This window comes from Stenotrophomonas sp. Bg11-02 (genome assembly GCF_002836635.1).
GTDB classification, from domain to species: Bacteria; Pseudomonadota; Gammaproteobacteria; order Xanthomonadales; family Xanthomonadaceae; genus Stenotrophomonas; species Stenotrophomonas lacuserhaii.
Genome location: NZ_PJAY01000061.1, coordinates 95282 through 114451 on the forward strand (window position 1 = coordinate 95282; position 19170 = coordinate 114451).

General features: G+C 67.2%; 22 protein-coding genes. 8 read left to right on the forward strand and 14 right to left on the reverse strand.

The window, feature by feature from the left end:
* Nucleotide 1 precedes the first annotated feature (1 nt).
* From minD to CXG43_RS12290, 3 genes are read right to left on the reverse strand one after another with little or no spacing between them, the layout of a single operon-like run.
* Complete coding sequence (gene minD, locus CXG43_RS12280; protein ID WP_042615169.1) at nt 2–811, reverse strand: septum site-determining protein MinD; 810 nt, start codon at nt 809–811, stop codon at nt 2–4.
* A gap of 42 nt (nt 812–853) precedes the next feature.
* Nucleotides 854–1633: a septum site-determining protein MinC gene (gene minC / locus CXG43_RS12285; protein ID WP_101100280.1), complete on the reverse strand. Its 780-nt coding sequence runs from the start codon at nt 1631–1633 to the stop codon at nt 854–856.
* A gap of 13 nt (nt 1634–1646) precedes the next feature.
* Nucleotides 1647–2243 carry a GNAT family N-acetyltransferase gene (locus CXG43_RS12290; RefSeq protein WP_101100194.1) on the reverse strand — a complete coding sequence of 199 codons (597 nt, stop codon included), beginning with the start codon at nt 2241–2243 and terminating at the stop codon, nt 1647–1649.
* Between the two features lie 140 nt (nt 2244–2383).
* On the opposite strand from CXG43_RS12290, the gene CXG43_RS12295 reads away from it, so the two are divergent.
* The 5 genes from CXG43_RS12295 (at nt 2384) to CXG43_RS12315 (ending at nt 6654) form a co-directional block, all read left to right on the forward strand.
* Nucleotides 2384–3574, forward strand: a complete 1191-nt coding sequence (locus CXG43_RS12295) for a sensor histidine kinase (RefSeq protein WP_042615167.1) — start codon at nt 2384–2386, stop codon at nt 3572–3574.
* A complete protein-coding gene (locus tag CXG43_RS12300; RefSeq protein ID WP_042615166.1) occupies nt 3574–4215 on the forward strand; it encodes a response regulator transcription factor in 642 nt (213 codons plus the stop codon). Before CXG43_RS12295 ends, CXG43_RS12300 begins: the two co-directional genes overlap by 1 nt.
* Nucleotides 4216–4443: 228 nt before the next feature.
* Nucleotides 4444–5517, forward strand: a complete 1074-nt coding sequence (locus CXG43_RS12305; RefSeq protein ID WP_101100195.1) for an SRPBCC family protein — start codon at nt 4444–4446, stop codon at nt 5515–5517.
* An 87-nt stretch (nt 5518–5604) separates the two neighbouring features.
* Nucleotides 5605–5976: a DUF423 domain-containing protein gene (locus CXG43_RS12310; RefSeq protein ID WP_101100196.1), complete on the forward strand. Its 372-nt coding sequence runs from the start codon at nt 5605–5607 to the stop codon at nt 5974–5976.
* A 3-nt stretch (nt 5977–5979) separates the two neighbouring features.
* A complete protein-coding gene (locus tag CXG43_RS12315; protein ID WP_101100197.1) occupies nt 5980–6654 on the forward strand; it encodes a DNA-3-methyladenine glycosylase in 675 nt (224 codons plus the stop codon).
* 76 nt (nt 6655–6730) lie between these two features.
* Here the strand turns inward: CXG43_RS12315 and CXG43_RS12320 are convergent, their stop codons facing one another.
* The 5 genes from CXG43_RS12320 to CXG43_RS12340 form a co-directional block, all read right to left on the reverse strand.
* Entirely contained in the window at nt 6731–7534 is an 804-nt protein-coding gene (locus tag CXG43_RS12320; protein ID WP_101100198.1) for a M15 family metallopeptidase, read from the reverse strand.
* Nucleotides 7535–7543: 9 nt separating this feature from the next.
* Nucleotides 7544–8143, reverse strand: a complete 600-nt coding sequence (locus tag CXG43_RS12325) for a PH domain-containing protein (protein ID WP_101100199.1) — start codon at nt 8141–8143, stop codon at nt 7544–7546.
* Nucleotides 8140–9444 (reverse strand): alpha/beta fold hydrolase, encoded by a 1305-nt coding sequence (locus tag CXG43_RS12330; protein WP_232767774.1) that lies wholly within the window; start codon nt 9442–9444, stop codon nt 8140–8142. Before CXG43_RS12330 ends, CXG43_RS12325 begins: the two co-directional genes overlap by 4 nt.
* Nucleotides 9441–9620, reverse strand: a complete 180-nt coding sequence (locus CXG43_RS12335; RefSeq protein WP_057508857.1) for a hypothetical protein — start codon at nt 9618–9620, stop codon at nt 9441–9443. Before CXG43_RS12335 ends, CXG43_RS12330 begins: the two co-directional genes overlap by 4 nt.
* A 61-nt stretch (nt 9621–9681) precedes the next feature.
* Nucleotides 9682–10560 (reverse strand): SPFH domain-containing protein, encoded by an 879-nt coding sequence (locus CXG43_RS12340; RefSeq protein ID WP_101100200.1) that lies wholly within the window; start codon nt 10558–10560, stop codon nt 9682–9684.
* Nucleotides 10561–10692: 132 nt separating this feature from the next.
* Here CXG43_RS12340 and purT point away from each other — a divergent pair, with 132 nt between their 5' ends.
* The gene (gene purT, locus CXG43_RS12345; RefSeq protein ID WP_101100201.1) at nt 10693–11880 is read left to right on the forward strand and encodes a formate-dependent phosphoribosylglycinamide formyltransferase; all 1188 of its coding nucleotides are present in this window, start codon (nt 10693–10695) and stop codon (nt 11878–11880) included.
* Between the two features lies 1 nt (nt 11881).
* Here the strand turns inward: purT and CXG43_RS12350 are convergent, their stop codons facing one another.
* Complete coding sequence (locus CXG43_RS12350) at nt 11882–13099, reverse strand: endonuclease/exonuclease/phosphatase family protein (RefSeq protein ID WP_101100202.1); 1218 nt, start codon at nt 13097–13099, stop codon at nt 11882–11884.
* Between the two features lie 38 nt (nt 13100–13137).
* Nucleotides 13138–13893 (reverse strand): arginyltransferase, encoded by a 756-nt coding sequence (locus CXG43_RS12355; RefSeq protein WP_101100203.1) that lies wholly within the window; start codon nt 13891–13893, stop codon nt 13138–13140.
* A gap of 152 nt (nt 13894–14045) precedes the next feature.
* On the opposite strand from CXG43_RS12355, the gene CXG43_RS12360 reads away from it, so the two are divergent.
* Nucleotides 14046–14615 carry a hypothetical protein gene (locus tag CXG43_RS12360; protein ID WP_101100204.1) on the forward strand — a complete coding sequence of 190 codons (570 nt, stop codon included), beginning with the start codon at nt 14046–14048 and terminating at the stop codon, nt 14613–14615.
* A 90-nt stretch (nt 14616–14705) separates the two neighbouring features.
* Here the strand turns inward: CXG43_RS12360 and CXG43_RS12365 are convergent, their stop codons facing one another.
* The 4 genes from CXG43_RS12365 to CXG43_RS12380 form a co-directional block, all read right to left on the reverse strand.
* Nucleotides 14706–15932: a sigma-70 family RNA polymerase sigma factor gene (locus CXG43_RS12365; RefSeq protein ID WP_101100205.1), complete on the reverse strand. Its 1227-nt coding sequence runs from the start codon at nt 15930–15932 to the stop codon at nt 14706–14708.
* Between the two features lie 306 nt (nt 15933–16238).
* Nucleotides 16239–16748, reverse strand: coding sequence for a pathogenicity-like protein (locus tag CXG43_RS12370; RefSeq protein WP_101100206.1), 510 nt, complete (start codon nt 16746–16748; stop codon nt 16239–16241).
* A 10-nt stretch (nt 16749–16758) separates the two neighbouring features.
* Nucleotides 16759–17667: an acyl-CoA thioesterase II gene (gene tesB, locus CXG43_RS12375; protein ID WP_101100207.1), complete on the reverse strand. Its 909-nt coding sequence runs from the start codon at nt 17665–17667 to the stop codon at nt 16759–16761.
* 91 nt (nt 17668–17758) lie between these two features.
* Entirely contained in the window at nt 17759–18538 is a 780-nt protein-coding gene (locus CXG43_RS12380) for an enoyl-CoA hydratase/isomerase family protein (protein WP_101100208.1), read from the reverse strand.
* Between the two features lie 34 nt (nt 18539–18572).
* On the opposite strand from CXG43_RS12380, the gene CXG43_RS12385 reads away from it, so the two are divergent.
* Nucleotides 18573–19025: a copper chaperone PCu(A)C gene (locus CXG43_RS12385; protein WP_101100209.1), complete on the forward strand. Its 453-nt coding sequence runs from the start codon at nt 18573–18575 to the stop codon at nt 19023–19025.
* Nucleotides 19026–19170 lie beyond the last annotated feature (145 nt).

Genomic DNA, 19170 nt, shown 5'->3' on the forward strand with positions numbered 1-19170 from the left:
CTTACCCTCCGAACAGCTTGCTGAAGAAGCCCTTCTTCTCCACGGCGGTGAAGCGCATCGGGCGGTCTTCGCCCATGATGCGCGCGACGGCATCGTCATAGGCCTGGCCGGCCGGTGACTCGCCGTCCAGGATGACCGGTTCGCCCTTGTTGGAGGCATTGAGCACATCGCCGGATTCGGGAATCACGCCGATCGCCTTCAGGCCCAGCACTTCTTCCACGTCGGTGATGCTCAGCATCTCGCCGGCTTCCACGCGCACCGGGGTGTAGCGGGTCAGCAGCAGGAAGGCCGGCACGTCATGGCCGTTCTCGGCCTTGTGGGTCTTCGAATCCAGCAGGCCGATGATGCGGTCGGAGTCGCGCACCGAAGATACTTCCGGGTTCACCACCACCACGGCGCGGTCGGCGAAATACATGGCCAGGAACGCGCCCTTTTCAATGCCGGCCGGCGAATCGCAGATGACATATTCAAAGCCATCGGCGGCCAGGTCCTTCAGGACCTTGCCCACGCCTTCCTGGGTCAGCGCATCCTTGTCGCGAGTCTGCGAGGCAGCCAGCACATACAGGTTGTCAAAGCGCTTGTCCTTGATCAGGGCCTGCTTGAGGGTGGCTTCGCCGTGCACGACGTTGACGAAGTCGTACACCACGCGGCGCTCGCAGCCCATGATGAGGTCGAGGTTGCGCAGGCCGACGTCGAAGTCGATCACCGCCACCTTCTTGCCACGACGTGCCAGGCCGCAGGCAAGGCTTGCGCTGGTGGTGGTCTTGCCGACGCCGCCCTTGCCGGAGGTGACTACGATGATTTCAGCCAAAGGACTTCTCCTGCTCTTGTTCTGGTTGGGGCTGCGACAAAGTCAATCCAGCGCAGCGATCTTGATCTGGTCCTGTTCCAGCCAGACCTGCACGGCCTTGCCGCGCAGGTTGTCCGGTACATCGTCCAATACCTTGTAGTGGCCGGCAATGGCCACCAGTTCGGCATGGAAATCGCGGCAGAAAATACGCGCCGCGGTATTGCCCTGGGCACCGGCCAGCGCGCGTCCGCGCAGGGTGCCGTAAATATGGATGCTGCCATCGGCGATCACTTCGGCGCCCGCGCCGACCGTGCCCATCACCGTGAGGTCGCAGTTTTCAGCGTACAGCTGCTGGCCCGAACGCACGTTGGCCAGCTGCATGCGGCCCGGCTTGGGGACTTCACCCGGGGCCGGCGCGGCGGCCAGTGCGGCGACAGCGGGCGCGGCGCGGCGCGGTTCGCGCGCGGGAGCCGCCGGGGGCGCTGCACGGGGCGGGGCCGGCTCGGCGTCTGCACGTTCGTACTGTGCGCGGAACTTGGCCAGCAGCGGCAGGCCCAGCTGCTGGGACAGCAGTTCGATCTCCGAGGTGCCGTAGGCCAGCGCCACCGGCAGCACGCCGGCGCCACGCAGCCCGTCCAGCAGCGCCTTGGCGCTGGTCACGTCCGGGGTGCGGCTCAGGCCGCCGAAATCAAGGATCACCGCCGCGCGTCCGAACAGCTTGGGCGCGCGGTTGACCCGCTCGTTCATTTCCTGCACCAGGCGCTCCACATCCATCGTGCGGATGCGCAGGTTGGCGATACCTACCTGGCCGATCTTCAGTTCACCGGCCTGTTCGTAATCCATGTTCACCGCCACCTCAAGTACCCGTCGACTGCTGGGCGGGGGAGGGCCGTTGCCGGCCACGCGCCCATGCCACGTCCGGCAGCTTGTCGCCGTAGGTGTCACTTACCCAGGCATAGCTGCACAGTTCCTTGGCCAGCATGCTGGCGCGGACATCCACGTGCGGCATGGTGTTCTGGCCCAGTTCGCGGAAGCCGAAACTGCCGTGGAAAAGCAGCGCCGCATCGGCGCCATGGTCCTGGAAGACCTCGCAGGTCATCTGCGGATAACGCAGTTCGGCATAGCTCTGCGCATCGGCGTAGAACGCCCGGCCCACGCCACCACCGCGGCGGCGGCTGGCCACCACGATGCGGTCGATATAGAAGAAGCTGCTGGGCAGCTGCTGCTTGAACCAGGCGAAGTTGCTGCTGTCGTGCTGGCTTTCACTGCCGAACCCGATCAGGAACCCGGCCAGGTTGCCGTCGCGCTCGGCGACGCGGAAATACTCCGCGGTTTCATAGAACAGATGCAGCCGGTGCGCGTCCAACGGCAGGATCGCCAGACCGGCGTTGTTGTTCAAGGCCAGGACGGAATCGAGCTCATGCTCGCGCACGTCGCGGATGACAATCGACATTGAGACTCCGTGGGGTGGTGCATGCTGCCCGTTGCCGGGCCCTTCCCACTGATTATTGCATGGGGGGGGCGCTGCCGGGGGAAACCGGGGCATGACTTCCGTGGGAGTGACGCAGGCCAGGTTCAGCCTAAGATGCAGGGATGTTGGGAGCCCTCAGTCATACCCGTGTCCTCCGTCTGGCTGGCCTGTTCACCTGGGTCATGGTCGGTCTTCCCCTGGTTTACTCGCAGATCGAGAACCTGCGTCGGCCGGCCAGCGACAACGGCGGGGCGGTGCTGTTGTTCGCCGCCTACCTGGTATTCGGTGGGGCCTACTTCCGGCTGACCCGCGACCTGCGCAGCGGCGGCCATGCCAGCTGGCTTGATCGCGGCATGCTGGTGCTGCTGACCATTTCCGCGCTGGGGGTGAGCTTCCTCAGCGGTTCCGGGCTCGGCAGCATCCTGATGATGGTGGCGGCCGGGGTGATTCCGTGGATGCTGCCGGCCCGCTATGGGGTGCTGTGGCTGCTGGTCAGCCAGCTGGCGGTGGCCCCTGTCTACTACGTACTGCTGAGGTTTCCGTTGTTCGAAGCAGTCATGCAGTCGCTGCTGTATGGCGGCTTTTCCATGTTCATCTTCGTGACCAGCCTGGTCGCGCGGCAGCAGACCGACGCCCGCGAGGAGCAGCGACAGCTCAATACCGAACTGCGCGCCACCCGCGTGCTGCTTGCTGAAAGTGCGCGGGTCAACGAGCGCACGCGGATCTCCCGCGAACTGCACGACCTGCTGGGCCATCACCTGACCGCGCTCAGCCTGAACCTGGAAGTGGCCGGCCACATCACCGAGGGCCGGGCCCAGGAGCACGTGCACCAGGCGCATACCCTGGCCAAGCTGCTGCTCACCGACGTGCGCGAGGCGGTCAGCCAGCTGCGCGACAGCGGGGCGATCGACCTGGCGGCGGCGCTGCGCCCGTTGACCCAGCGCGTGCCCTCGCTGGACGTCCACCTGGACGTGCCCAGTCCGCTGAACGTGGAAGACCCCGAGCGGGCCCACGTGCTGCTGCGCTGCACCCAGGAAATCATCACCAATGCGGTGCGCCACGCCGGCGCGCGCAACCTGTGGATCACCGTCCGCCGCGAAGCCGGCGGGGTCAGCCTGGAGGCGCGTGACGATGGAAACGGCGCTGATGGCATCATGGTGGGCAACGGCCTGCGCGGAATGCGCGAGCGCCTGCAACAATGTGGTGGCGAGCTGCAGATTGAAACCCACCGGGGACAGGGCTTCCGCCTGCGTGCCTCGGTTCCTGGTGTCCCGGCGTTGGCGCTGAGCACCGCACCTGAAGGAGTTCGTTGATGATTCGCGTCTGCCTGGTCGACGACCAAACCCTGGTGCGGCAGGGGATCCGCTCACTGCTGGCGTTGGACGATGGCATCGAGGTGATCGCCGAGGCGGCGGATGGGCGCCAGGCCGTGGAGATCATTCCGCAGGTCAAGCCGGACGTGGTGCTGATGGACATGCGCATGCCCGCCATGTCCGGGCTGGAGGCCTTGCAGATGCTGTCCAAGCTGGAGCAGCTGCCACCGACCATCATCCTGACCACCTTCGACGACGACCAGCTGGTGCTGGCCGGGCTGAAGGCCGGCGCCAAGGGCTACCTGCTCAAGGACGTGACCCTGGACCAGCTGGTGGGGGCCATCCGCACCGTGTCCGAAGGCGGTTCGCTGGTGCAGCCGGCGGTGACCCAGCGGCTGCTGTCCGGGCTGGAGCACATGCGCAACGAGTTCGTCAGCCTGGACCGCCCGGATCCGCTGACCGACCGCGAAACCGAGATCCTGCGGCTGATGGCCAGTGGTTTCTCCAACAAGGAAATCGCCAATTCGCTGGGCGTGGCCGAGGGCACGATCAAGAACCACGTGTCCAATATCCTGTCCAAACTGGGCGTGCGCGACCGGACCCGTGCCGTGCTCAAGGCATTCGAGCTTCAATTGGTCTGAAAATCGTTCAACGGCGGGGGTTTACCGATAATATGGACCGGTAACCTCCGTCTGCCCCCTACTGGTGGGTGGCCCATGTGCGCTACCCTTCGGCCCCTTGTCTGTACAAATCGGTTGTCGACGCGGAAACCGGTGGTCCAAACCAGATCAACAAAGCCAACGAAGCTGCTAGGATTGGCGCTTCGCTTCACTCAACCCGGCCGTGGGATCGGCCCCGGAGACTTCTGAATGACCCGTATTATCGAGTTCCTGATCGCCTTGGGGATCGTGGCTGGCCTGTTCGTCATCATTGGCGTGGTCCTCCCGGGCGAGCGCCATATTTCGGAAAGCATCGAGACCAACCGCAAGATGACGATCGTGTACGACACGGTCAACAGCCTGCGTCGCTTCAAGGATTGGAACCCCCTCCTGCTGCGTGATCCCGCTACCGACCTGAAGTTCTCCGGCCCGGCTGCCGGCGTCGGCGCCACCCTGGACTACACGTCCAAGGACCTGGGCAACGGCACCTGGAAGATCACCGAGAGCGAGCAGAACAAGCGCGTCGCCATCGCCATCGAAGACGCCACCAAGGGTCATGACAAGACGACTGCCTTCATCCTGGAGCCGACCGGCAAGGATGGCCGCAACGTCAAGATCACCCAGGAATACAACGTCAAGTATGGCTTCGACCTGTTCGGTCGTTACGCCGGCCTGTACGTCAGCCGCCACATCGGTGACGACCTGAAGATGGGTCTGTCGCGCATGGCGAACATGCTGGCCACCGTGCCGAACGTGGACTACCGCACCGCCGAAGCACCGCTGAACGACCTGGCCATCGTCGATGTCCCGGCCGAAGACCTGCTGGTGGTCACTGCGGGCAACGTGGATCGTGGCGAAGCCACCATCACCAAGTCCATCGCTGACAACCAGGAATGGATCAAGCGCGTGATGGAGGCCAACGACCTCGAAGCCGTCGGCCCGTTCCGCATCATCACCACCGATTTCGGTGCCGAGAAGTACGCCTTCGACGTCGCCCAGCCGGTGAAGAAGAAGGGTAGCGAAGGCGTGCCGGCCGAAGAGCTGGCGGTCAAGATCGATGGTGGCGCCCCGGTGAAGTACGTCCGCGTTGCTCCGCACCGTTCGGCCCATGCGACCTACACCGGTCACGTGGCTGGCCTGGACGTTGCCCGCAATGCACTGCGCGCATGGTCGGTGACCGGCGGCAACGAAGTGATCGACCGTCCGTACGAAACCTGGAATGGTGGCGTGCAGAAGTCCTTCACTCCGGAAGGCACGTATGACATCTACTGGGCCGTCAAGTAAATCTGGACGGCTGATGTAACGTAGAAAACAAAAAACGCGCCGCATCTTGCGGCGCGTTTTTTTTTGGCACGACTGGAGGGAGTGGACATGTTTGCGATTGATCGACGCGCACGCAGGCCTTCGTTGCTGGCCTGCCTCGGTGCGCTGCTGGCAGCGGCTTCCATCGGCCTGTCCGCCTATGCCTCGCACGGGGTCGGCGAACCGCTGGCCCAGCAGCACCTCAACATGGCCGCGCTGTATGCCTTCGCCCACGGCGCGGTGCTGGCGGCGTTGGGGCCGCGCGCCACGGCCACGTTCGGTCGGCTGGCGCTGTACGTGATCCTGCTCGGCACGCTGCTGTTCGCTGGCAGCCTGGCTGGCAATGCGCTGTGGCAGTGGTCCACGCGGCTGGCGCCGGTGGGTGGCATGGCGCTGATGCTGGGTTGGGTGCTGGTGGCCATCGATGCGCTGAGGCGCTGAGCCATGCCCCGCTTCGCGCGTGGTTTCGACGTGGGGCAGGCGCATGACTGGCTCGCCCGGCGTGACCGCCGGCTGGCGGCGTGGATGCGCCGCCTCGGTCCGTTGCCGGCGCCGCAGGGGTGGCGCAAACCGTTTGATCCCGTCGATGCGCTGGCACGGGCGATCCTGTTCCAGCAGCTCAGCGGCAAGGCCGCCTCGACGATCGTGGGGCGGGTGGAGGCGGCCATCGGCAGTACCCGGCTGCATGCGGACACGCTGGGTCGTATCGACGACGTCGCGCTGCGTGCATGCGGGGTATCGGGCAACAAGACACTGGCGCTGCGGGACCTGGCCCTGCGCGAAGCGGCCGGGGATATTCCCAGCCTGCGGCGGATGGCGGTGATGGAACACGAGGCGATCATCCAGGCGCTGGTGCCGGTGCGTGGCATCGGCCGCTGGACGGTGGAGATGATGCTGATGTTCCGGCTGGGCCGCCCGGACATTCTGCCGCTGGATGACCTGGGCATCCGCAAGGGCGCCCAGCGCGTGGACAAGGCCGAACTGATGCCAACGCCGAAGGCGCTCGCCCTGCGCGGTGAAAAGTGGGCGCCTTACCGCACCTACGCCAGCCTGTACCTGTGGCGCATCGCCGATTTCACCGAAGGCCCGGCCATCAAGACCAACCGCTCCCAGGACTGACCAACCCGGTAGTGACGGGCGTTGGTCGTCACGCTCTTAGCCGTTGGTGGGTGACGACCGTTGGTCGTCACGCTCTTCAGCTCCCGCACCAACGCCAATGCCACGGCTCATGCACGATCCCATGCGGATTCCCGCGCGGATAACTCATCCGGAACCCATGCCCCCCAGCGTGTTCCTGCAGCCACGCGAACGCTCTGGTCTCTTCAAACGACGCCTCGGCCGGCGGATCCCCGGGCGTGCCGATGTCCAGCGCCATTCCGCTATGGTGCTCGCTGAAACCGGGCGCGGCATTGACCTTCAGGATCTCCGCCACGCGCTGCCCGCGGGCCAGCTTGCGCTCGAAAATTCCCAGCTGGTAATCGTGGCTGCGGTAACCGGAAATCGCGTCCAGCGTGATGCCTTCACGTGCCGCCTGCAGGCGCATGCGTCGCCACGCCTGCGCTGCACCGCGACGCAGCCACAGCGGCCGGCCGAAGCGGTCGCGCCCGGCAAAATGCAGCAGCACCGGCTCGGCTTCCAGTGCCAGGCCGGTGTCGGCGGCATACGCATCGGCGTCCAGTTCCAGCTGCTCCAGACGTTCGTGCAGGCCGTGGGGTGAGAGCAGCCGCTGCTCCAGCGGCCCGCTGCCGCGTTGCGGGTTCAGCCAGGACAGCGCGTCCAGTGCCTCGGCGGCACCGGGTTCCTGTGGCAGGTGTGGAATCAGCGAGTGCACGCCGTGGTCGAAGATGGCAGCCAGGTAGCGGCCATCGCGCTTGCGTCGCAGCACCCAACGGGCACGTGCCAGCAGGCGAGCATCGGCGTTGCCACGGGCGCGCAGCAGCGCGGCCGGCCACGCTTCGATGGCGTCGGTATTGAGCAGCAGGGGCAGGGATCTGGACATGCGCCCAGCTTAGCGCGGTCGGCCCGGAGGCGTGGCGGCCCGGCGCAGCGCGTCCAACAGCGATTGCGGTTCGGCCAGGCTCAGCAACAGGGTCGGTCCGTCGCGCACCGGAATCACCAGCACGCGGTGCACGTCGGTCACCAGCGCAAAACCCTTGCCGCCGCCGTGCAGGCGATAGTGTCCGGAATGGAAGCCCGGCATGCCGTAGGCGTTGATCTTGTGCCGCAGGCCATGCCGCTGGTCCTGTTTGAGGTCGACCACGGCGGCGTTCGGCAGGTCCATCTGCTGCACCGGGGTGCGCTTTCGGTAGAACGTGGAATGGACGCTCAGCGTGTTGCCATCCAGCTCCACCCGGCGCCGGTAGAACAGCCAGCACAGCAGCACGGTCAGCAGCGCGGCGATGGCCAGGCTCCACGCCGCGCTGCCGTGCAGGGTGAAGTAGGGCGGGGTGAGCGTGACCGCGAACGGCATCGCGCCGGCTTCGGCAGGCTGCCGCAGCGGATAGAAGGTGAGGCCGACGAACAGCAGCAGCGGCGCGATGATCCACAGCAGCCGCAGTGGCGAGCCATCACTGACCGCGAAGCGGCGGGGATCACTGCCGCCGCTCATCGCTGCGCCTCTATCCAGCGTGCGGCGTCGTCGATCAGCTGCGGATCGACCTGCCCAGGCTGGGTGTACTCCTTCAGCGAACCGGGGCCGCTGCCGGCGATCCCGATATGGTTCAACGACGGGTAGCGCTTCCACTGCACATCGCTGCGCCCCTGCAGTGCCGCCTGCCAGAGCGTCCAGTCGGTGTCGGGTACCTGGAAATCGCGGCCGCCGTGCAGCATCAGCAGCGGCTTGCGCAGGGCCTTGGCATCGGCACGTGCGTCCACCGCTTCAATGCTCTTCCAGAAGTGCTGCGGCACCCCCAACGGCAGCGCGCTGGCGGCGGCCGGTGTGGCGCTGCGCGCCGCGGCGATCTGCGTATCGAGGGTGTCCAGGAACGCCTGTTCCGCTGCGCTGATGCTGCCATCCAGGTTCAACAGGTAGTGGTTCTGTTCGGGCAGCAGGTCCAGCAGGCTGCGCGCGGGTGCGGACCACAGGATCGCGCCGCGTGCCTGCGGCCAGCGCGTGGCGATGCGGGGCGCGAGCATGCCGCCCTGGCTGTGGCCAAGCACGAACACACGCTGGCCATCGATGCGCGGATCCGCAGCGAGTGCGGTCAACGCGGCGACTGCATCGTCGGTGGTTTCGTCGTCGACATCGAACGGCTGCTGGAAATCCTGCGGCCGCGCCTTGCTGCGCTTGTCATAACGCAGCACGGCAATGCCATGCGCGGCCAGGCCCCGCGCGATGTCCAGGAACGGCCGGTTCGCGCCGATGGTTTCATCGCGATCCTGCGGGCCGGATCCGTGCACCAGCACCACGGCCGGGAACGGGCCCTTGCCGTTGGGCAGGGCCAGCGTGCCCGGCAACGCGCCGCGTGCCTGCGGCACGCTGAAATCCAGCTCGCGGTAGTTCGCATCGGCCGGTGGCGGAGCCGCCTTTTCGGCCGCTGCCGGGCGCAGCAGCAGGCCGGCGACCCGGTCCTGTGCATCCACTGCGACCTGCGCATTGACCGCCGCGGCGGCAAAGCGCAACGGCACCTCCACCAGATGCATGCCCTGCTGCTCGCTCACCGTCGGCTGGCCGCGCTGCTGCAGCTCGCCCAGTGAATTCCACAGCGTCTGCAGGCGATCAGCCGGGGCGGCAGCGGTCATCGCCGGGGTCAGCATGGCGGCGGTGTCCTGCACGCGGCCGGCCTGAAGGTGGTCCAGCAATTGCGTGGCCACCTGCGCCGGTTCGGCGGCGCTGGCGATCCCGGCCAGCAGCGAAAGCGTGGTGGCAACCATCATGCGCGGCGCGCGCCTGCCCAGGTTCCTGTTCATTCCTTGCTCTCCTGCGAGGGGGTGGGTTTCGGCAGCCGTCCGGCCTTGCGCAATGCATCGCGCAGCATGTATTCGATCTGGGCGTTGAGGCTGCGCAGCTCGTCGTCGGCCCAGCGCTGCGTCGCGGCCAGGACATCGGCGTTGATGCGCAGTGGATAGGCTTTCTTCTCGCTCATGGATACTCCTGGATCAACGGCGGGTTCCGGCCCGCGGCCGGCAGGACACCGTCATGCCGGCTCAGTACAAGGAGCCGGCGTTGACCACCGGCTGCGTGCCGCGGTCGGAACACAGCACGGTCAGCAGGTTGCTCACCATGTGCGCCTTGCGCTCTTCGTCCAGCTGCACCACGCCGTTCTTCTGCAGTTCGGCCAGCGCCATTTCCACCATGCCCACCGCACCGGCGACGATCCGCGTGCGGGCGGCGATCACCGCATTGGCCTGCTGGCGCTGCAGCATGGCCTGGGCGATTTCCGCAGCGTAGGCGAGGTGGCTGATGCGCGCGTCGATGATCTGCACGCCGGCATCGGCCAGGCGTTCGGCCAGTTCGTTCTTCAGGTGCAGCGAAATCTCGCTGGCATGGCTGCGCAGGGCCAGCTGGCCTTCTTCGTGCTGGTCATACGGATAGCTGGTGGCCATCGCACGCAGCGCGGACTCGGACTGGATATGCACGAAGCTTTCGTAGTCATCCACGTTGTAGACCGCCTCGGAGGCGTCCACCACCTGCCACACGATCACCGCGGCGATTTCGATCGGGCTGCCGTCCAGCTCGTTGACCTTCAGCTTGCCGCTTTCGAAATTGCGCACGCGCTGGCTGACCCGGCGCTTGGAAAAGAACGGGTTGTTCCAGCGCAGGCCGTTGTCCTTGACCGTGCCGACGTACTTGCCGAACAGGCTCAGCACCGCGGCCTGGTTGGGTTGCACGGTGTACAGGCCGGCCAATGACAGCAGGGCCAGAAGCATCACCAGAACGCAGCCCAGCAGCAGCATCGGGCTGGGGCGCATCCCGTTGGCGCCGCTGGCGCCGGCCAGGAACACGGTGCCGGCGATGCCAGCAACGATGACGACGGCGGCCAGCACGGCCAGGCCGTTGAGGGAACGGAGCGGCTTCTCTTTCATGACGGCACTTCCTTGAGGGTCTGGACTGAAAGATATCAAATTGATATCAGTCTGCAAGTGCCGTCCGTCGGCAGGCAGGGGGCGACCGGCTAGAATGCCCACCCGCCTTCACCTCCACGCTGGAACGCCGCCATGTCCGCATTTGGAACCCCGTTGTCCCCCTCTGCCACCCGCGTCCTGCTGTTGGGATCGGGCGAACTTGGCAAGGAAGTGGCCATCGAACTGCAGCGCCTGGGCGTGGAAGTGATCGCCGCCGACCGTTACGCCGACGCGCCGGCGATGCAGGTGGCGCACCGCGCGCACGTGATCGACATGCTGGATGCGATGGCCCTGCGCGAGCTGATCGCGTTGGAAAAACCGCACCTGGTGGTGCCGGAAATCGAGGCGATCCACACCGAGACGCTGGTCCAGCTGGAGCAGGAACAGGGGCTGCGCGTGGTGCCCACCGCGCGCGCTGCGCGGCTGACCATGGACCGCGAAGGCATCCGCCGGCTGGCGGCGGAAACGCTGGGCCTGCCGACCTCGCCGTATCGTTTCGTGGACACCGAAGCGGAGTACACCGCCGCCGTGCAGGCGATCGGCCTGCCGTGCGTGGTCAAGCCGGTGATGTCTTCTTCGGGCAAGGGCCAGAGCACGCTGCGCAGCGAAGCTGACATCGCCCCGGCCTGGGCGTATGCGCAGACCGGTGGACGCGCTGGTGCTGGACGCTGCATCGTCGAGGGCTTCATCGATTTCGATTACGAAATCACCCTGCTGACCGTGCGGCATGCGGGCGGTACGTCGTTCTGCGCGCCGATCGGCCACCTGCAGAAGGACGGCGATTACCGCGAAAGCTGGCAGCCACAGGCGATGTCCGCCGCGGCGCTGGCGCGCGCCGAGGAGATTTCCCGGGCCATCACCGATGACCTCGGCGGCTGGGGGCTGTTCGGCGTGGAGTTGTTCGTGAAGGGCGACCAGGTGTGGTTCAGCGAAGTCTCGCCGCGCCCGCATGACACCGGCCTGGTGACCCTGGTATCGCAGGAACTGAGCGAGTTCGCACTGCATGCGCGCGCGATCCTCGGCCTGCCGATCCCGGTGATCCGCCAGGGTGGAGCGAGTGCATCGTGCGCGCTGCTGGCACACGGCGAAGGCGTGCCGTACTTCACCGATGTCGCCGCCGCGCTGCAGGTCCCGGACACCGCCGTGCGCCTGTTCGGCAAGCCCAGCGCGCACGGCCACCGTCGCGTTGGCGTTACCTTGGCGCGGGCCGACAGCACCGACCAGGCCCGCGCGATCGCCCGTGATGCCGCCGCCGCCATCGGCGTCACCCTGAAGCCCTGACTTACTTCACGTCGGCCCAGACCAGGTGGTGGTCGCTGCCGTCGGCGATCTTCGCCTCGTCCGTGCCTTCGGCCGGCCAGAACACGCCGCCGCCGACGTAGGCGAAGCCGACCGAGGGCAGCACGTAGTCCAGCCGCATCGTGCCGGATTTCGGACCGAAATCGCCGGTGGCGTGCTGCGGAGCGCCGCGACGGGTGATGCCCTTGGCGGCGTAGGCAAGGCTGGTCTGCTCGCCGCCGATGCTGGACGGGGTGGCATGGCGCAGCACGCGCGGGTTTTCGATCAGTTCCAGGATGCCTTCGTGGCGGCCATCGCCATCCACCGGGTCATTGTTGAGGTCGCCCAGGATCACGAAGCGGGCGTCCTGCGCCAGACCGCCACAGCGCTGCTTGTCGTCGCACAGCCAAGGCTTTTCACCGGCTGACAGATACTCCTGCCAAAGCTTCAGTTCGTCGTGGTTGCGCGCGGCGTTGCGCTTTTCCGGGCCGTCGAACACCGGCGGGGTAGGGTGGGATACCAGCGCGTGCACCACGCCCGACGGCGTGCGCACCGGCACGTCCCAGTGCGACTTGGACGACAACCGCAGCAGCGACCACACCGCATCGGAATAGAAGCTCTTGCCGGTGCGCGGGTCGATCGGGCGGATCGCGCCGGGCAGGGTGTTCCACTTCAGCAGCTGGAAGCTGCGCACCTGGGCTTCGTCGATCGGATAGCGCGACAGCACCAGCATGCCGTACTGGCCCGGGTGCAGACCGTAGCCCCACGCGTCGTTGCCACGGGCGCGGCCTTCGCCGCCTGCTTCGCCGTTGTTGTCCAGGTCCAGCCCGCTTTGCACGCCGGTGTTGACCGGGGCGAGATACCGGTAGGCGAAGTTCAGCGGCTCGCCGCCACCGGGCTGGGCCACGGCCAGGTAACGCTGCTGGAACAGATCAGCGGCGCGGTGCGCGTCGTCGTAGTCGAACTCGTTGAGCAGCACCAGGTCCGGGCGCACCTGCTGCAGCACTGCGGCGATCTTGCGCGCATGCGCGCTGTCGCCTTCCAGTTCGGCGATCAGCCCGCCGGCCTGGTCGGAGTAGAGGGAGGTGTTGTAGGTGGCCAGGCGCAGGGCGGTGGAGGCATCAGGCATCGCGGCGGCACGCTGGGGGGTCTGGGCGCAGGCGCTGCACAGCAGGGCCACGGCGACGGTCAGGGCGGGGAGGCTGAAGGCTGGAATTTTCATGGCCGGTATTGTGCACCGGCGCCTGTGTCAGCGGCTTGTCAGCGTCCGGCCAGTTCGCCATCGAATTCGTTCCAGCGGCGGCCGTCGTAGGCTTCCAGCGGGCGGAACCGGCGCTTGTAATCCATCTTCAGGTGGTCGCGGATCCAGTAGCCCAGATACAGGTGGGGCAGGGATTCGCGCTGCGCCCAGGCCACCTGCTGCAGGATGGCGAAGGTGCCCAGCCCGCGCTGTGCATGGTCCGGATCGAAGAAGGTGTAGACCGCCGACAGGCCCTGCTCGGTGACGTCGGTCACCGCCACGCCGATCAGTTCGCCTGGCCCACCCTGCGGCGGCGGCAGGCGGATTTCCAGGAAACGCGTGCGCGACCAGCTGCCGATCAGGAACTGCTCGAACTCGTGCGGCCCGTGGGTGTCCATGCCGCCGTTGGCATGCCGATGGGCCAGGTAACGGTGGTACAGCGCGAACAGTTCCTCGCGCGGGGCGGCGGCGGTGATCCGCACTTCCAGGTCGGCGTTGCGCGCCACGCAGCGGCGCTGGCTGCGGTCCGGGGCGAAGCGCTGCACGGGTATGCGCACCGCCACGCAGGCGTGGCATTGGGCGCAATGCGGGCGGTAGACCAGGTCGCCGCTGCGGCGGAAGCCCCAGCTGAGCGCCATCGGGTACAGGCCGCCCAGGCGGCGGTCATGCGGGTCCAGCACCAGATCGCGCGCGGTCCGCTCCGGCCAGTAGCCGCAGGGGTGCTCGCCGGTCTGGAACAGCCTCAGGTCGTCGTCGCGGTCGCCGTGTATCGCCATGTCCACAGCATAACGTCCGGCTGTCGCAGTGGCCGCGACTGTCTGCCAAATGAACACGGACGGGGCCGACGTCAACCGTGGCCGCGTCCACGCGTTGTTGTCCTTCGAGGGTGATTGAAAAACACCCCGTCCCCTTCTACTGGAGTGACCCCATGACCCTGCGTACCCCCCTGCTGCTGGCCCTGCTGCTGAGCACCTCCGCCACCGGTATCGCCCTGGCTGCCGACGCGCCGCGGTCGCCGCAGCGCCCGGTCAAGCTGGACACCAACAACGATGGTTTCATCGATCGCACTGAAGCCGCCGCCGCGCCGCGCCTGGCCGCACGCTTCGACCAGCTGGACACCAACAAGGACGGCAAGCTGTCCGGCGAAGAACGGCCGCGCGGCAAGCACGGGCATCGTGGTCCGGGGCGTGGCCATGCCGAGCAGCTGGCCCGGCTGGACAGCAACAATGACGGTCGCATCAGCCGCCAGGAGGCCGCTGCCGATCCGCGGCTGGCCGGGCGCTTCGACCAGATGGACATCAACAAGGATGGCTACCTGGACAAGGCCGACCGCGAGCTGCGCATGAAGCAGCATCGTGATGCCTGGTTCACCGCGGCGGACAGCAACAAGGATGGCCAGCTGAGCAAGGCCGAGTTCGATGCGGCCAAGGGCCCGATGCGTGGCCCGCGCCATGGGGGCCACGGGCCGCAGGGTCCGGCGCGGCCGTCGCAGGACTGACGGCCAGCGGCCCATGGAAGATTGACGGCCAGCGGCCGTCACTACCGGGTTTCGAGTGCGGTGACGGCCTCTGGTCGTCGCCGCTTTGGATTACAGCGCGCCGTTTCTCCACAACAGCCAGCCCACCATGAGCATCGCCGCCAAGGCCGCGCCGATCATGCCGTGCTTGCCGTACAGCGCTTCGTATTTCCAGTTGCGTTGACCCTGCAGGCCGCGCCGCTCGGCATCGCGGTCGATCAGCGGCTGCATGATCCGCCGCAGCGGCACCAGGCACTGCCAGCAGACCAGCGACAGGCCCGCGGACAGGGCGAACAGGCCCACCCACGCCGGCAGCGCCAGCAGTGACAGCACCAGTACCGTTACGCAGACCACCAGCGCGGTGAAGGTATTGAGGTGCACGAAGCGCCGGATCCGCGCGCGTTCCTGCGGCGATTCCGCGAACGACATCAGGTAGCGACCGCCCAGGTAGCTGAAGACCGTCCCGCCGACCACCGCGCCGACCATCGCGCCCACGTTGACGTGGTCGACGAAGCCCGGAAACTGGCCCGCCGCGGCGGTCAGCGACCCCATCGCCGTTCCCGCCGAGGCACTGGCACCGCCCAGGCCGAGCTTGCTGCCGCCCACGCCCACGCCGGTGCCCAAGGCCACGATCGCCGCGCTGGCAGTTCCCGGAGCGGCCACCATCAGCATCGACACCACCGTGGTGGCGAACGCTGCACCGGGCGCGCTGCTGCGCGCGAACTCGCCGAAACGCTGCAGAAGACCTTCGCGCACCATGCCACGGGCGCGGGAAAGGCGCTTGCGCACGGCCGCATCGCTGAGCCCGAGCAGGCTGGCGACGTGCTGGGAACGCTGGCCTTCGCGGTAGTACAGCAGCAGCACTTCGCGGCTCTCTTCGGGCAGCGCGGAGATGATGTCCTCGGCGGCGACTTCTTCTTCGATGCGCAGCAGGCGGTCGGCCGCGCCAGGGGCGGGATCGGCAGCCATGTTGATCGCCAGCTCCGCTGCTTCGCCCGAAAGCGGCCGACCGCGCTGGCTGCGCAGCCAGTCGCGGGCCAGGTTGCGGGTGATCTGGCGCAGCCACGGCATGAAGCTGGAGGGGTTGCGCAGCTGGCGCAGCTGCTGCCATGCGCGCACGAACGCTTCCTGCGCGATGTCTTCGCTGGCGTGGCGGTCGCGGGTGATGGCCAGGGCGATGGCGGTCACCGTGTTCTGGCAGGCCACCACGATGCGCCCGTACGCATGCTGGCAGCCATCGGCCGCGGCAGGCAGCTCGCGGTGCAGGGTGTCATCGAGGCTGGCGGCTGTTGCGGTCATGGGCGGCGCTCCTGCGGGGATTGTGTCCCAAGACGGAGCGCCGCGCAGGATGTGACCGGTGGTCGTGACGACCGCAACCAACTGGTGGGTGACGACCTCAACCAACTGGTGGGTGACGACCTCAACCAACTGGTGGGTGACGACCGCAACCAACTGGTGGGTGACGACCGCAACCAACTGGTGGGTGACGACCGTTGGTCGTCACGGCTCTGGAGACCTCTGCAACAGCGTGACGACCAACGGTCGTCACCCACCGGAGCAGGCGGTCGTCGTCACCCACCGGAGCAGGCGGCCGTCACTACCGGCTCAGGGTTGCGGCGTGGAGGGCTGGATGCGCACGCGGACTTCTTCTTCCTCAACCGGCGCGGCCGGTGCGGCGGGCTGCTGTTGCGGAGCAGGAGCGGGCGCCGGAGCGGCCGGCTGCTTTGCGCCGCGATGGCCCATCCCGATGAACAACGCCACGCCGGCGATCACCACCAGCAAGGCGATGCGGATGCGCCAGGCCCAGCCGCGGCCCGTGGACGGTGCCTCGGTTTCGCGGAAGGCGAACTCGGCGGTCGGGTGGTCGCGGCGGGTGGTGTCGAGCAGCCGCGCATCACGCAGGATCTCGCGCGCACGCGGCTGGTCGTCCGCACGCACCACCCATACCGTGGGGTGGCGGATGTTCTTGCTCTGGTCGAGATAGCTGAACTGCCCGCGGCGCTTGGTGTGGTACGTGCGCCCATCGGTCACGCGCACTTCGATGTCGTGGCTGCGCAGCAGTTCGGCCACGCCTTCCACGGTTTCCACGCGCTGGCTGCTGAAAATCTGTCTCATGGCGCGTTCCTCAGTCCTTGGCCGGCACGGCAGCAGCGGCGGCGCTGTCAGGCACCACGCGGATCAAGCCTTCCTGCGCGGTGCTGGCCACCAGGCGACCGTGCCGGTCGAAGAACTGGCCACGTGCCAGCCCACGCGAATCCTGGGCGCTCGGGCTGTCCAGCGCATACAGCAGCCAGTCGTCGGCACGGAACGGACGGTGGAACCAGATCGCGTGGTCCAGCGATGCCATCTGCACGTGCGGCTGGTAGTAGCTGATGCCGTGCGGGAAGGTCGCCGTGCCCAGCAGATGGAAATCCGAGGCGTAGGCCAACAGCGCCTGGTGCAGTTCCGGTGCATCGCCGACCGGTTCGGTCAGGCGGAACCAGACCTGGTGGTAAGGCGGGCGTTTGGGCGGGTTGAGCTCGTCGCGCGGATAGACGTGGCGGAACTCGAACGGGCCGCCTCGCGAAAGCCAGCGCTGCACCTTGATCGGCAACCGGTCCAGCACGTCCTGCGGCAGCGGGCGGTTGGGTTCCAGGTGTTCCGGCTGAGGTACTTCGGGCATCTTGTGCTGGTGCTCGGCGCCGCTTTCTTCCTGCTGGAAAGAGGCCGCGCAGAAGAAGATCACCTTGCCGTGCTGGATCGCGGTCACCCGGCGTACCGAGAAACTGCCGCCATCGCGGGTGCGGTCCACGTCGTAGACGATGGGGTGGTCGATATTGCCCGCCCGCAGGAAATAAGCGTGCAGCGAGTGCACGTGGCGCCCGTTTTCCACCGTGGCCTGGGCCGCGGCCAGCGCCTGGCCGAGCACCTGCCCGCCGAACACGTACTTGGTGCCGATGTCGCGGCTCTGGCCACGGAACAGGTTGTCTTCCAGCCGCTCCAGGGTGAGCAGGTCGATCAATTCGGAGACGACGGGTTCGTGCGTGTCGTTCAAGGGGGGACAGCCGGTGTCGGGACAGGCCGTGATTATAGCCGGGCGGCCGTGCAGCAGCCCCCGGCGGGTGCTGTCGGCGGTTGCCCGGTGCTCAGCCCTTGCCGAGCCGGGCCACCAGCGCCTGCAGTGCCTGCTGCGCATCCGGCGCATACCAAGCCTCGACGAAGCGATCCAGGCGGATCAGGTCCGGGTGCAGGGCTTCATGCAGGTCCTGGCGGGCGATCGCGCGGGTCAACAGCATCGGCTGGCGCGGCATCTTCAGCAGCCGCTGCAGCCAGGCCACTGCGCGCGCCACGACCAGGTCGCCGTCGGCCAGCTCGTCGACCAGGCCGATCTGCAGGGCCTGCTCGGCCGGCACCATGGCGGCGGTGGTCAGCAGGATCCCTGCGCGGTGCATGCCCACGGCACGGCGCAGCAGGCGCTGGATGCCCTCCGGTGCCACCAGCCCCACCTGCACTTCATTCAGGCCGATGGCGAACGGCTGCGCCGGATCGGTGCTGCGCGCCATCACCCGGTAGTCGCAACACAGCGCCAGCACGCAGCCACCGGCCGGGGCGTGCCCGGTCAGTGCGGCCACCACCGGGATGCGGCTTTCGGCCAGCGTGCGTACCGCGCCGAAGAAGGCGTTCCAGCTGTCCAGCAGGGCGTGCTGATCGTCGCCATGCGACAGCAGGTGGGGCACGTCCATGCCGCCGGTGAATACCCGTTCGTTGCCTGACAGCACCAGTCCGTGCACGTCTTCGGCCATGGCCTGTTCGACGGCGTGGATCAACTGCCGGCAGAGGTCGGTGTCAAGCGCATTGACCGGCGGCCGCGCCAGGCGCAGTTCGCGGATCGGTCCATGGTTGTACACCTCGATGAGCGTGGTCATGCTGCGATCTCTTGCCGGGAGGGAACGTGGTCCGATGATAACCAAACCATGCGTTGGCGTACTGTTCGCGTTGTGTGCAGTGGCAGCATCGGGAGTGGCGCTGGCCGCGCCGGTGGAGTGCCTGCAGTTGAAAGACGGATGGGCGCGGTTGCCGCCGAGCGCGGCGATGAAGATGACCGCCGGCTACGGAACGATCCACAACACCTGTGCCACCGCAGTGACCCTCATCGGCGCGCGCAGCGCGGTGTTCGGCGATGTGTCGCTGCATGAAACCACGTTACAGGGCGACGTCAGCCGCATGCAGCACCTGCACCATCTGGTGTTGCCGGCCGGCGCGACGGTGGAGCTGAAGCCGGGTGGCAAGCACCTGATGCTGATGCAGGGCAAGGCCGCGCTGAAGGAAGGGCAGGCGGTGCCGCTGGTGCTGCAGCTGGAAGGCGGTGGTGAAGCGGCCGCGACGCTGCAGGTACGCAAAGCCGCGCGCTGATGCTTCTGCTCCGGTGGGTGACGACCGTTGGTCGTCACGCTCTTGATTGCTGGCCCATACAGAAGCGTGACGACCAACGGTCGTCACCCACCGTGGCAGTCGTCACCCACCATGGCAGTCGCCACCCACCAGGGGCGGCCATCGT

What these genes read in the sequence shown, in the direction of transcription:
- minC (WP_101100280.1), bottom strand. Translation starts at nt 1,633, where the DNA reads ATGGATTACGAACAGGCCGGTGAACTGAAGATCGGCCAGGTAGGTATC.
- CXG43_RS12290 (WP_101100194.1), bottom strand. Translation starts at nt 2,243, where the DNA reads ATGTCGATTGTCATCCGCGACGTGCGCGAGCATGAGCTCGATTCCGTC.
- CXG43_RS12295 (WP_042615167.1), top strand. Translation starts at nt 2,384, where the DNA reads ATGTTGGGAGCCCTCAGTCATACCCGTGTCCTCCGTCTGGCTGGCCTG.
- CXG43_RS12300 (WP_042615166.1), top strand. Translation starts at nt 3,574, where the DNA reads ATGATTCGCGTCTGCCTGGTCGACGACCAAACCCTGGTGCGGCAGGGG.
- CXG43_RS12305 (WP_101100195.1), top strand. Translation starts at nt 4,444, where the DNA reads ATGACCCGTATTATCGAGTTCCTGATCGCCTTGGGGATCGTGGCTGGC.
- CXG43_RS12310 (WP_101100196.1), top strand. Translation starts at nt 5,605, where the DNA reads ATGTTTGCGATTGATCGACGCGCACGCAGGCCTTCGTTGCTGGCCTGC.
- CXG43_RS12315 (WP_101100197.1), top strand. Translation starts at nt 5,980, where the DNA reads ATGCCCCGCTTCGCGCGTGGTTTCGACGTGGGGCAGGCGCATGACTGG.
- CXG43_RS12320 (WP_101100198.1), bottom strand. Translation starts at nt 7,534, where the DNA reads ATGTCCAGATCCCTGCCCCTGCTGCTCAATACCGACGCCATCGAAGCG.
- CXG43_RS12325 (WP_101100199.1), bottom strand. Translation starts at nt 8,143, where the DNA reads ATGAGCGGCGGCAGTGATCCCCGCCGCTTCGCGGTCAGTGATGGCTCG.
- CXG43_RS12330 (WP_232767774.1), bottom strand. Translation starts at nt 9,444, where the DNA reads ATGAACAGGAACCTGGGCAGGCGCGCGCCGCGCATGATGGTTGCCACC.
- CXG43_RS12335 (WP_057508857.1), bottom strand. Translation starts at nt 9,620, where the DNA reads ATGAGCGAGAAGAAAGCCTATCCACTGCGCATCAACGCCGATGTCCTG.
- CXG43_RS12340 (WP_101100200.1), bottom strand. Translation starts at nt 10,560, where the DNA reads ATGAAAGAGAAGCCGCTCCGTTCCCTCAACGGCCTGGCCGTGCTGGCC.
- purT (WP_101100201.1), top strand. Translation starts at nt 10,693, where the DNA reads ATGTCCGCATTTGGAACCCCGTTGTCCCCCTCTGCCACCCGCGTCCTG.
- CXG43_RS12350 (WP_101100202.1), bottom strand. Translation starts at nt 13,099, where the DNA reads ATGAAAATTCCAGCCTTCAGCCTCCCCGCCCTGACCGTCGCCGTGGCC.
- CXG43_RS12355 (WP_101100203.1), bottom strand. Translation starts at nt 13,893, where the DNA reads ATGGCGATACACGGCGACCGCGACGACGACCTGAGGCTGTTCCAGACC.
- CXG43_RS12360 (WP_101100204.1), top strand. Translation starts at nt 14,046, where the DNA reads ATGACCCTGCGTACCCCCCTGCTGCTGGCCCTGCTGCTGAGCACCTCC.
- CXG43_RS12365 (WP_101100205.1), bottom strand. Translation starts at nt 15,932, where the DNA reads ATGACCGCAACAGCCGCCAGCCTCGATGACACCCTGCACCGCGAGCTG.
- CXG43_RS12370 (WP_101100206.1), bottom strand. Translation starts at nt 16,748, where the DNA reads ATGAGACAGATTTTCAGCAGCCAGCGCGTGGAAACCGTGGAAGGCGTG.
- CXG43_RS12380 (WP_101100208.1), bottom strand. Translation starts at nt 18,538, where the DNA reads ATGACCACGCTCATCGAGGTGTACAACCATGGACCGATCCGCGAACTG.
- CXG43_RS12385 (WP_101100209.1), top strand. Translation starts at nt 18,573, where the DNA reads ATGATAACCAAACCATGCGTTGGCGTACTGTTCGCGTTGTGTGCAGTG.